Source organism: Steroidobacter sp., assembly GCF_016790065.1.
Lineage (GTDB): Bacteria > Pseudomonadota > Gammaproteobacteria > Steroidobacterales > Steroidobacteraceae > Steroidobacter.
Window position 1 is genome coordinate 1 of the sequence record NZ_JAEUPY010000360.1, and the last position, 8,920, is coordinate 8,920.

Below are 8,920 nucleotides of genomic sequence, written 5' to 3' on the forward strand. Positions count from 1 at the left end.
AAGGCAATGGCGGCAAGGTCAAGAGTCAGATCTATCACGACGTGTTCGGCAAGGTGCGATTCGAGAGCGACACCGGCAGCATGCTCGGCCGCGTGCTCGATGGCTTGGAAGTGCAGGCTGGTATCCGCAACGTGTTCAACAAGAGCCCGCCGTACGACACGGTCAACGGTTACCAGTTCTATAGCTGGCTCGGCGACCCGCGCCTGGCGACTTACTACATCACTCTGAAGCAAAGCTTCTAAGAGGCCCCATGCGTAATTTGATCTGGGCGGCCCTGGCGCTGCCGGTGTTGTCGTGCGCCTCGACCTTGCCGCCTGGCTTCGATTTTCGTTTGGCGTTCGATCCCATTGAAGTGCCGGCCTACGACAGGCTGGCACTGACCGACGACGGTGCGCGCTTGGCGTTCACGTTACAGAAGCGACCGGATGTGATGCCGCCCGAGCAGCCGTTCGATCCATTCGCGACCATGACGTTTTACTACGGAGCCAAGGTGCGCCTGGTCGATCTCACGGCGCGCGGTGAAGCGGCTACGCCGAAAGCGCCGTGTGCCGATGGCAACAGCTGGTCGCCGGCATGGTCACACGACAATCGTCAGCTCGCGTTTTATTCCGATGCCGGCGGGAAACCTGGCGTGTGGATCTACGATGGCAAGAGTTGTCGCGCCGTCGGGTCGTTGCCCACCAATGGCATGCTGGGCGATCCGCCGATTTGGTCGGCGGACGATCGCACGTTGTATGTCGTCGGGCCCGGCGGCAACGTCAAAGCGAAACCTGCGAGCGATGCCACGTCGGATCAACCGAGCGTCAAGGTGTTTCAGTCGGGGAATCAAGCCTCCGCCGCGGCGAAGGCCGAGAAGTTGGCGTTTATCCCGGAGAAATTCTTTATCGGTGCTGTCGATGTGGCGAGCGGCGTGTCGAAGATCCTCGTGCCCGCCGAAGGCGATGCTTCGCCGACCTCGGCGCGGATCTCCACCTCCGGGCGTTGGATGACTTATCTGTCGCAAACCACGCAGCCAACCTCGCAAGCCGAGTTCACCAAAGAGCTTTGGGCACTGCGCTTGCCCGACGGCAAGCCGGTGCGACTCGTGAATGAAGTGCCTGAGCTATGGGGCGATGCGTATCGACTCACGTATCGATGGCATCCGGAGCAAGACAAGCTGGTGTATTGGAAGGATGGCGCCGTTTATCTGATTGAATTCGGTGCGGATGGGCCGCAGCCAGCCCGCCGAGTTGCGGCGGATCTCGGCCGTCTCGAATCGACGGTGTATTGGTTCACGCGCGACGGTCGTCTCATCGTCGGCACCGATCCGATCAACCCGCAGAAAAGCGGCCGGTCCGATATCACGCCGCGTGGACTGGCTGTGCTGTCGTTGGATTCCGGCGCTCCGGTTCGTTGGCAGTTCGCGGCGGGCCAGGAGTTCTTGAGTCTGTTGACGGTCGGCGACTCTACGATCTGGCAGCACGAGCCGAATCTCATCACTGCACAGTTGCGCGACAAGGCGTCGGGGAAGCGTTCCATCGTGCGCTTCGACATGCGCACAGGTCGCGAAGAAACGCTGTGGCAAGGCTATGGCAAACGCGGCGAGAACGTTGCCGCCAGCGCCGACCACAAACTGTGGTTAGACCTGAATCAGGATTTGCAAACGGCGGACAACATTGCGTTCTACTCGGAGCGGTACGTTGCCAAGCGGCCGGCGCTCGTGCTCGATCCGCGTCTGGCGGGAGTCAAAGTCGGTAGCGCGCAAACATTCGATACGCCGATCCCGACTTACGCCGGCGCCATAGAGAATGTGCGCACGACGGTGTTGTTGCCGCCAGGGGCCAAGCGGGGCGATAAGTTGCCGGCGGTGGTGATGGTCTATCCCGGCGCGGATTTGTCCAATCGGGTCGAATCGTTCGGTGGCGGCTCGGGTAACACGACCCCCAGCATTCTCTACACCAGTCGCGGCTTCGCGGTGGTGATGCCGTTCGTGAAGCTGGGGCCGGAGAAGCAGCAGAACGATGTGGCTAAACAATTGGTCGACGAGCTGCTGCCTCAGGTGTTACGCGCAGCCGAGTTGGGGTACATCGATAGCTCGCGACTGGCGGTGAGTGGCCAGTCTTACGGTGGGTACAGCACCGCGATGCTAGCCAGCCAAACCAATCTGTTCCGCGCCGGTATCGCGGTGAATGGCGCTTTCGATCTGGGCGGAAGTTACGCCGCCATGAACGACAAGGGCTTCGCCATCAACGTCGGTTGGTCGGAGAACAGCCAGGGCCGGCTCGGCGTGCCGGTGTGGACCAATCCACTGCGCTATCTCGACAACTCGCCGTACTACCGCGCCGACCGCATCTTCACGCCGCTACTGTTGGTTTCAGGCGAAGGCGATACGCGGGTGCCCAGCGAGGAGTCCAAGCGATTGTTCGTGGCGTTGAGGCGTCTGGACAAGACCGCTGAGCTCGCGTTGTACGCGGGGCAGGGACATGTCATCAGCGATTGGTCGCCAGCGCAGGCAGTGGATGCGAGCCAGCGCATTCTCCAGTTCTTACAGAAGTATCTGGTTGGGATCTAGACGCAGGCCTCGACCACTTCCTCTACTCGTACAGGATCTTTTTTCCAGGCCGTGGCTATTAGACTCGACCCATGGCGGGGTGCGTGCGCCGGTGGAGGCGGGCGATCCATACGGTGTGGTCGCGAATGTTTGTTTCGGCCGGTGCTCGAAATCTGTTGAACAAAGAGCCGGACCATTCGGGCTCGGGCTACGGCGACACCGGCTATGACCCCTACATCTATGACCTGATGGGTCGCTACGTTTGGATCCAAGCAGGGTTATCACTGTAACGGAGCGTGTACATGTCTTCCTTTCGTGTTCAGGCAGCGCGCTGGGGCGCTGTCGCGATTCTGGGTTCCCTGGTTGCTACCAGCGTCGGGGCCGCTGCGACGCCGAGCGCGTTGCCCGCCAGCGCGGTGGTGAGCGAACTCGACACCGATATGTTCAGCGGCCTGCAGACGTCGCCAGACGGCCGTTGGCTTGCGTTCGATGTCTCGGATCCACGCGAGTCGTTCACGTTCGAGTATGCGTCGCAAACGTTCACCGCCACTGGCATGCCGATGTGGGCCGGCGGCTCGATTTTTCGGTCGCAGCTGTTGGACACGGTCACCGGCGAATCGATCAAGCTCACGTCCGAGCGCGGCGCCAGTTGGAGCGGCAACTGGTCGCCCGACGGGCAGTCGTTCGCTTTCTACTCGGATCGTGATGGCACCGCCAAGGTGTGGCTCTGGGATCGCGAGACTCGCCAAGTGAGGAAACTCTCCGATGCGGCGGTCCGCATGTTTCGTAACAACGATCGACCGCAATGGACGGCTGACGGAAGTCGCATCGTGTTCAAGGCCGTGCCCGAAGGCATGACGTACACAGATCTCGCGCGACTCGACAACAACTATCGGCAGAAGATTGAGAAGTCGGGCGCTTCGGGGCGCGTGAATGTATTCACCACTGAGAAATCAGCCGCCGAAGCGCTGCCCGCCGATTGGTCGGCGTTCATGGACTATCGTTTTCTAGCTGACATCGTGTCGGTCGAGGTGAATAGCGGTCGCTTACAGCGTGTAGCTCGCAACCTGCGTCCGCTGCGGTTCCTGATTTCGCCGAACGGCAAGCACGTGGCAACCATCAATTCCGACGGCCGGGTGCCGAACATGCTGTTGGGAACGACGTCGGTGCGCGTTTATTCGCTCGCCGACGGCACCGAAAAGGTCCTGGCTGATACTGTGGTTCCGGATGACCCGGCGGAGTTCAGTTGGTCTCCAGATAGCAGCCGCGTTGCCTATGTGTCGCGCGGCGGCGAGTCGATGGGCACTTGGTCTGCGTATGTCTCGTCCATCGACGGCGCCGCGAAGACGACACTGAAGCTGCCAGCGGGGCAACAGCTCAAAGGCGTGCGTTGGGGGCCGATGCTGTGGAGCGCGGACGCCACCCGTCTGTACCTGCTGGATACGCCGCAAGGCATGGAAGCGGCCACCGAGCGCAGTTGCATTTGGGAGTTGCCAGCCGATGGTCGCGTGGGTAAGAAACTGGTGACGATGGCGGATCGACGCATCGCCGATATCGTTTTGCCAGCCTCGCGCAACACCTATTGGTCGGATCCTAGCGACTCGATGATCCTTCGCACGCAAGCACCCCAAACCAAGCAGCAAGGCTTCTATCGACTCAACGTGCGCACAGGGAAGACGACGCGCATTGCCGAGTACGACGCGCACCTTCAACACCACCTCCAGGGCAGTATCTCGGGTCCAAAGCAGTTCGCGTATTTCAAGGAAGACGCTGGCCACGCGCCGGAGATTCATTTGCTGGATCTGAAAACCGGTCAGTCGAAACAGCTGTCACGCTTGCACGCCGAACTGGCAAGTTACGCCATGGGCAAGACGCGCCTGATCGAGTGGCAGTCGCTCAAAGGCGAGGCGCTGCAAGGCTCGCTACTACTGCCGGCCGATGCGACACCCGGCAAGCGCTTGCCGTTGGTCGTTTGGGTGTACGGCGGTAAGTATGGTTCCAACGATCTGAATCGGTTTGCCTTCGGCTGGGGGCCGACGTTCAACATGCAGATGTTCGCGACCCGCGGCTATGCGGTGCTCTATCCCGACGTTCCCATGCACAAGGGTGCGCCGGCGACCGACATCTTCGATGCCGTCATCCCGGGTGTGAACAAAGCTGTGGAGCTGGGATTCGCGGATCCGGAGCGGCTGGCCGTGATGGGACAGAGTTTCGGCGGTTACAGCACGCTCGCGCTGATCTCCCGCACGCAGCGTTTCAAAGCGGCGGTCATCACCGGTTCGGGCGCGTCGAATCTGTTCGAAGGCTACTCACGATTCCAGAACAGCTTGGACTCGGGCATCGGTTACTACGAACGCGGGCAGGGCGCGATGTATGCGACCCCGTGGGAAGAGCCACTGCGCTACTTGCAGAACTCGCCGTCGTTCTTTTTCGATCAGGTTCAGACTGCGTTGCTGATCGCGCGCGGCACTGAGGACCCCATCGCAGCGGATAGCGGTGCGGTGTTCGCGTCGCTCAAACGACTCGGCAAGATGGTGGAGCTACGTGACTATGAAGGTGAGGGGCACGTGCTACAGCGGCCGGACAACGTTGCCGACCTGTGGCAACGACGCATCGAGTGGATCGGTCGCTATCTCGGCGCTGAGACTCACTGACGTTGATGTCGACGCGCGCGGCCAGTAAAGCCGCGCGCGTCGTATCAACTCAGATCGATGACGGAATCACGAATTCCGAGCCTTTCTCGGTGCTCTCCGGCCAGCGCTGCATGATGGACTTCTGGCGCGTGTAGAAGCGGATGCCTTCCTGTCCATAGACGTGAGTGTCGCCGAACAGGCTGCTTTTCCAGCCGCCGAAGCCGTGCCAGGCCATCGGTACCGGAATGGGCACGTTGATGCCCACCATGCCGACTTCGATGCGCCGCGCGAACTCACGAGCGACGTGACCATCGCGCGTGTAGCACGATACGCCGTTGGCAAACTCATGCGAGTTGACCAGACGAACCGCTTCAGCGAAGTCGTTGACGCGCACGCACGCAAGCACGGGTCCGAAGATCTCTTGCTGATAGATCTTCATGTCAGGCTTTACGTGATCGAACAGCGTGCCGCCGAGCCAGAAGCCCTGTTCGCGGCCCTTGACTGAGAACGGTGCGCCGCTCTTTGGATCGACACGGCCGTCGACGACCAGCGATGCGCCGCTGGTGCTGCCTTCTTCGATGTGGCCGCTGATTCGCTGTACCGATTCGCGCGTGATGATCGGGCCCATCTCGGCATCGTCAACGGTGCCGTCGGCAATCTTCAGTGTCCGAGCGCGCTCAGCGAGGCGCGGAATGATCTTGTCGGCCACATCGCCGACCAGCACCGCGACCGAGATGGCCATGCAACGCTCGCCGGCGGAGCCGTAGGCTGAACCGACCAACGCGTCCACGGCTTGATCCAGATCGGCGTCCGGCATCACCACCATATGGTTCTTGGCGCCGCCCAGCGCCTGAGTGCGCTTGCCGTTTCGCGAACCTTCCGTATAGATATGCTTTGCGACCGGGGTCGAGCCGACGAAGCTGACCGCCTTGATGTCCGGGTGCTGCAGGATCGCGTTCACCACCGTCGCGTCGCCCTGAACCACGTTGAACACGCCGTCGGGAATACCAGCTTGCTTCAACATTTGAGCGATCAACAATGCCGCCGACGGATCGCGCTCGCTAGGCTTCAGAATGAAAGTGTTGCCGCAGGCGAGGGCGATAGGAAACATCCAGCATGGCACCATGCAAGGGAAGTTGAACGGCGTGATGCCGGCGACGACGCCCAGCGGTTGGCGAATGGTCCAGTTGTCCAGGCCCGTCGCCACTTGATCGGTGAAGTCGCCCTTCAACATGGGCGCGATACCACAGGCGAACTCGACGATCTCGATACCTCGCATGACTTCGCCACGCGCATCCGACAGCACCTTGCCGTGCTCTTCGGTGATCGCGGCGGCGAGCGCCTCGCGCTGCTGATTCATCAGCTGCAGAAAGCTCAGCAGGTAGCGAGCCCGACGGATCGGCGGCGTGTCGGCCCAAGCGGCCTGGACTTTCAATGCCGCATCGACGGCGGCCTGCAAATCCTGCGTGCTTCCCAGCGCAACGTCACGAATGCGTTGGCCGGTGGCTGGATTGAACACGGGCTGGGTGCGCGTGCCGGTGCTTTCGACCCGTCGACCGCCGATCCAGTGTTGAAGGACGGCGGGGGACTGAGTGGCCTGCACTGCGTTCATGTCATTCGACCTCATGCAAAGATTCACGAACCGTTTCGACCAGGCGATCGATCTCCGCCCGCTCGATGATGAAGGGGGGCGCGAGCTGTAGTGTATCGCCGCCGAATCGGACGTAGACACCTTTGCGCCAGCATGCCAGTGCAGCTGCCATCGGCCGTATCGCGGGTTCGCCGGGACGGGACGCAAGCGTAATGCCTGCTGCCAAGCCGAAGTTGCGGATGTCGACGATGTGGCGCGAGCCTTTCAGGCTGTGCACGGCTTGTTCGAAGTAGGGCGCAATGGTGCGGACTCGTTCGATCATTTGATCTTGCTGAAGCACGTCGAGTGCAGCGATGCCTGCGGCGCAGGCCACAGGATGAGCAGAGTAGGTGTAGCCGTGCGCGAACTCGATTGCATAGTCTGGGCCGCCAGCATCCATGATGGCGTTATGAATCGTGTCGCTCGCGATTACCGCACCTAAGGGCTGTGCGCCGTTGGTCACTTGCTTGGCGATGTTGATCATGTCCGGAACCACGCCGAATGCCTCAGCGCCGGTCAGCGCCCCGCAGCGGCCGAAGCCGGTGATGACTTCGTCGAAGATCAGCAGGATGTTGTGAGCGGTGCAGATCTCACGCAGCCGTTGCAAATAGCCTCGCGGCGGCACCACGACGCCGGCCGATCCCGACAACGGTTCGACGATCACGGCGGCGATGTTGGATGCGTCGTGAAGCGCGATCAGGTCGAGCAGGCGGTCGGCCAGCTCGGCGCCGTCGTTCGGCATGCCGCGTGAGAATGCGTTCGACGCGAGCAGGGTGTGCGGCAGATGATCGGCCTCGACGCTCGGACCGAACATCTTGCGATTCGCGCCGATGCCGCCGACGGAAATGCCGCCGAAGTTGACGCCGTGATAACCCTTCTCACGACCAATGAGGCGCGTCTTATTGGCTTGGCCTTTGGCGCGCCAGTAGGCCCGGGCCATTTTCAGCGACGTGTCCGCGGCCTCGGAGCCCGAGTCGGTGAAGAACACGTGATTCAAGCCGGCCGGCATCAACGACTGGATCTTGTCGGCGAGCTCGAATGCCAGCGGATGGCCGAACTGGAAGGCCGGCGAGTAATCCAGCTTCGAAATCTGACGCGACACCGCCTCGCTGATCTCCGGGCGGCAATGGCCTAAGCCCGTGCACCACAGCCCGGACAGGCCGTCCAAAATCCGGCGGCCCTGATCGTCGATCAGGTAGGCGCCTTCGGCCTGCACCACGATTCTGGGGTCTTTCTTGAAGCTGCGATTGCCGGTGAACGGCATCCAGTAGGCGTCTAGGCGGCTCATTTTTTAGCTGAATGGTGGCCTGAGGGTAGGGGAACCAGCACATTGTTGGCAAAACCGGTACTCTTAGAAAGTCACAAACATCACTCTTTAGTTGCGTATTCATGAAAGTGACTGGACAGCCCCGCGAACGTGCCATCTTGGGCCAGGTCAGCGACCTGGACCTGCGCTTATTGCGGGTTTTCAAGGCGGTGGCGGAGTGCGGCGGCATGGCTGCGGCCGAACTGGAACTGAACATCGGCACCTCCACCGTGAGCCGCCATATCAAGGATCTCGAGACTCGGCTCGGGCTGCGGCTGTGCCGTCGCGGGCGAGGGGGATTCGCGCTCACCACCGAAGGCGACCGCGTGTATCGCGAAATCCTGAAGTTGCTCGGCTCGGTCGAGGCCTTTCGCAGCGGCATCGACGAGATTCACCAGCGCATGGGCGGGCAGCTGGAGATTGCGCTGTTCGACAAGACCGTGAGCAATCCGGAAGCGCACATTGCCCAAGCGCTGGAGCGCTTCAACCGGATGGCACCGGAGGTGGGCTTGAGCATTCACGTCGACTCCATCAACGGCATCGAACGCGGCCTGCTCGATGGTGCGTATCACGTCGGCGTCATGCCGACTCATCGCAGCTCCAAAACGCTGGCCTACACCGATCTGTTCGGCGAGCACATGCTCATGTACTGCGGCGTGCGGCATCCGCTGTTCAACGCCAACAACGATTCGTTGACCTGGACCAAGGTCCGCAAGCTGCCGTTTGCCGGGCTGGGGTATCACTCGCCCAACATGGTGTTGAGCCATCGCACGCGCCTGGAACGCGCCGCCACCGGGTACGATCAGGAAGCGATTGCGACC

7 protein-coding genes are annotated in these 8,920 nt (G+C 61.5%); 5 read left to right on the forward strand and 2 right to left on the reverse strand.

Annotated features, from left to right (window positions below):
- From JNL55_RS14945 to JNL55_RS14960, 4 genes are all read left to right on the forward strand, one after another.
- Positions 1-242: hypothetical protein (locus tag JNL55_RS14945; protein WP_293854775.1), on the forward strand; the 242-nt coding region annotated here is incomplete at its 5' end.
- Positions 243-250: 8 nt separating this feature from the next.
- Positions 251-2,551 carry an alpha/beta hydrolase family protein gene (locus tag JNL55_RS14950; RefSeq protein WP_293854778.1) on the forward strand — a complete coding sequence of 767 codons (2,301 nt, stop codon included), beginning with the start codon at positions 251-253 and terminating at the stop codon, positions 2,549-2,551.
- 125 nt (positions 2,552-2,676) lie between these two features.
- A complete protein-coding gene (locus JNL55_RS14955; protein WP_293854782.1) occupies positions 2,677-2,820 on the forward strand; it encodes a hypothetical protein in 144 nt (47 codons plus the stop codon).
- Between the two features lie 12 nt (positions 2,821-2,832).
- Entirely contained in the window at positions 2,833-5,184 is a 2,352-nt protein-coding gene (locus JNL55_RS14960) for a prolyl oligopeptidase family serine peptidase (RefSeq protein WP_293854785.1), read from the forward strand.
- A 49-nt stretch (positions 5,185-5,233) separates the two neighbouring features.
- Here the strand turns inward: JNL55_RS14960 and JNL55_RS14965 are convergent, their stop codons facing one another.
- Positions 5,234-6,775, reverse strand: coding sequence for a CoA-acylating methylmalonate-semialdehyde dehydrogenase (locus JNL55_RS14965; protein ID WP_293854790.1), 1,542 nt, complete (start codon positions 6,773-6,775; stop codon positions 5,234-5,236).
- Between the two features lies 1 nt (position 6,776).
- Complete coding sequence (locus JNL55_RS14970) at positions 6,777-8,081, reverse strand: aspartate aminotransferase family protein (RefSeq protein ID WP_293854794.1); 1,305 nt, start codon at positions 8,079-8,081, stop codon at positions 6,777-6,779.
- Positions 8,082-8,182: 101 nt separating this feature from the next.
- Between JNL55_RS14970 and JNL55_RS14975 the strand changes: the two genes are divergently transcribed.
- On the forward strand, positions 8,183-8,920 hold a 738-nt coding region (locus tag JNL55_RS14975), incomplete at its 3' end, for a LysR family transcriptional regulator (protein WP_293854799.1).

Excerpts from the sequence above, each read along its gene's own strand:
- JNL55_RS14950 (WP_293854778.1), top strand. The coding sequence starts at position 251 with ATGCGTAATTTGATCTGGGCGGCCCTGGCGCTGCCGGTGTTGTCGTGC.
- JNL55_RS14955 (WP_293854782.1), top strand. The coding sequence starts at position 2,677 with ATGTTTGTTTCGGCCGGTGCTCGAAATCTGTTGAACAAAGAGCCGGAC.
- JNL55_RS14960 (WP_293854785.1), top strand. The coding sequence starts at position 2,833 with ATGTCTTCCTTTCGTGTTCAGGCAGCGCGCTGGGGCGCTGTCGCGATT.
- JNL55_RS14965 (WP_293854790.1), bottom strand. The coding sequence starts at position 6,775 with ATGAACGCAGTGCAGGCCACTCAGTCCCCCGCCGTCCTTCAACACTGG.
- JNL55_RS14970 (WP_293854794.1), bottom strand. The coding sequence starts at position 8,081 with ATGAGCCGCCTAGACGCCTACTGGATGCCGTTCACCGGCAATCGCAGC.